This is a genomic window from Butyricicoccus sp. OF27-2pH9A (assembly GCF_027693185.1).
GTDB classification, from domain to species: domain Bacteria; phylum Bacillota; class Clostridia; order Oscillospirales; family Butyricicoccaceae; genus Agathobaculum; species Agathobaculum butyriciproducens.
Map to the genome: position 1 here is coordinate 1 of NZ_JAQEXK010000048.1, position 2137 is coordinate 2137.

A 2137-nucleotide genomic window follows, 5' to 3' on the forward strand; every position below is an offset into this window, starting at 1 on the left:
GCCACCATCCGGCGCTGGGCCGGTGAGGACGCGAAAAAGGCGGCCCCGCCCACCCGCAACCGTGATTACAGCGTAAAGGAGGATGAAACCGTATGATGGAGATTACCGCAGAAATCCGGGCGCTGATCGACAAGGCAGCCGTCGTCGGTATAGAACTGGCCGGGGACGAGTACATAGACCCGGCAGACGGGCTCATTCACTGTAAGAAATGCGGCGGCCAGAGGCAGACCGTTGTGCCATGCTTCGGGAAATCCGGCTACTTTATGCCGCGCTGCATCTGCCAGTGCCAGCGGGAGGCCGAGGAACAGCGCAAGGCCGCTGAGGAACGGCAGCGCCGCATGGAGCGTATCAAACGCCGAAAGGCACAGGGTTTGCAAGACCGTTATCTGTATGACTACACATTTTCCAATGACAACGGCCAAAATCCCCTGATGGACAAGGCCCGCGCCTATGTGGAGAACTGGAAGGAGGCATACAGGAACAACACCGGCCTGCTTCTGTTTGGGGATGTGGGAACTGGCAAGTCCTTTTTCGCCGGTTGTATCGCCAACGCCCTGCTTGACCGGGATGTGCCGGTGCTGATGACGAACTTTCCCACCATCCTGAACCGTCTGACGGGAATGTTTTCCGAGGACAGGGCCGACTTTATCGCCAGCTTTGACGAGTACGACCTGCTTATCATTGACGATTTGGGTGTGGAGCGCAGTACCGAGTATGCGATGGAGCAGATGTTTTTCGTCATTGACAGCCGCTACCGCAGCCGCAGGCCCATGATCATCACCACCAACCTGAAGCTGGCCGAACTCAAAAACCCGCCTGACCTGGCCCACGCTCGTATCTATGACCGTATCCTGGAACGGTGCGCCCCGATCCTCTTTGCCGGGAAAAACTTCCGGGAGGAAAACGCCGGGGCCACCAAGCAGGCGGCGAAAGACATTGTAAACCGTAAGCATGAGTAATTTTGTGCCGGACGGCACAGCCCCGCCCGGAGAAAGGAGCGCCATGAGCGAAGAAACCCGCACCATGCAGACCGCAGACACCACCACTACCAGAGCGCCGGAGGACGCCCCCGCGCTGGTAAAGAAAATCGGCAAGACCACCTACAAGGTGCGCGTCCATTTCAGCCAGACCAGCACTGAAACCATGAGCGACAAAATCAAGCGTATGCTCAAAAATGAAATTCAGCAGATATGACCGGCTGATAAAGCCAGCCGCCTTGTGTTAAACTGATGATGGTACACGCCAAAACTTTTAGCCAAGGAGGACATGAAAATGCTGTACGAAGAAACGGAAAAGAAAGAGATTGAGAGGGTTTACGCGGTGTTTGCCGACTACATCCGGGAAAGCCCCTATCTGGAATGGCTCTGGTCTGATAAGCTGGGCTATCTGCTGCTGAAAATCAGCACAAAAAAGCGGTATGTCGAGGAAGAAATACTCGTTGACACCGCCGACCAGCTTGCCGAAGTGCTGTTTTCCGAGGTGTCGATGGATGTGTTGCAGATGACCGGCAACGATCACACTGAACAGACCGCCGACCCTCTGGAACTGGCCGAGATAAAGCGGCGCTGGAACCCCTTCCTTGAACGGCTGCCGGAATACCAGACCGTTTGCGAAAAAATCCTTGCCGGGGAAAAGTAACCCCACCCGCCTGAGTGTCAGGAGCATGAAAGTGCTTCTGGCACTTTTTTGTGGCTTTTTTGTGAATTTGATTAAAAAGTCCTTGACAACTCGTTTCGGGAAAAACCGCCAAGAGCATATTGATTTCCTGCGGTGCAAGGCTGGCTCCCTTTGACATTCCACAGCTCCGGGAGATCATGTCCTATGACGAGCTGGAGCTTGATAAGCTGGGGGACGAAAAATCGGCGCTGTTCTTTCTTATCAGCGACACGGACACCACCTACAACTTTTTGGTTGCCCTCGCTTTTTCGCAGATGTTCAACCTTCTGTGTGAACGGGCTGACAACACCTATGGCGGACGTCTGCCCTACCATGTGCGGGTGCTGTGGGACGAGGCTGCCAACACCGGGCAGGTGCCGGGGCTGGAAAAGATCGTGGCAGTCATCCGCTCACGGGAAATCAGCCTAACGCTCTTTTATCAGGCTATGAGCCAGTGCAAGGCATTGTACAAAGACCATTC

3 protein-coding genes and 2 pseudogenes are annotated in these 2137 nt (G+C 54.9%); all 5 read left to right on the top strand.

The annotated features are described in order from the left end of the window. Positions 1–96, top strand: a pseudogene (locus tag PG722_RS13875) (phage replisome organizer N-terminal domain-containing protein); the annotation flags it as partial. After that, the gene (locus PG722_RS13880; RefSeq protein ID WP_270580879.1) at positions 93–959 is read left to right on the top strand and encodes an ATP-binding protein; all 867 of its coding nucleotides are present in this window, start codon (positions 93–95) and stop codon (positions 957–959) included. The pseudogene PG722_RS13875 and the gene PG722_RS13880, both read left to right, overlap by 4 nt. A 43-nt stretch (positions 960–1002) precedes the next feature. Further along, complete coding sequence (locus tag PG722_RS13885; protein ID WP_270580881.1) at positions 1003–1194, top strand: transposon-encoded TnpW family protein; 192 nt, start codon at positions 1003–1005, stop codon at positions 1192–1194. 78 nt (positions 1195–1272) lie between these two features. Then, complete coding sequence (locus tag PG722_RS13890; protein WP_003509348.1) at positions 1273–1638, top strand: hypothetical protein; 366 nt, start codon at positions 1273–1275, stop codon at positions 1636–1638. A gap of 86 nt (positions 1639–1724) precedes the next feature. Then, positions 1725–2137 (top strand): annotated as a pseudogene (locus PG722_RS13895) (type IV secretory system conjugative DNA transfer family protein); the annotation flags it as partial.

Bases quoted from the DNA above. Each gene is read 5' to 3' on its own strand.
- PG722_RS13890 (WP_003509348.1), top strand. From the start codon at position 1,273: ATGCTGTACGAAGAAACGGAAAAGAAAGAGATTGAGAGGGTTTACGCG.
- PG722_RS13880 (WP_270580879.1), top strand. From the start codon at position 93: ATGATGGAGATTACCGCAGAAATCCGGGCGCTGATCGACAAGGCAGCC.
- PG722_RS13885 (WP_270580881.1), top strand. From the start codon at position 1,003: ATGAGCGAAGAAACCCGCACCATGCAGACCGCAGACACCACCACTACC.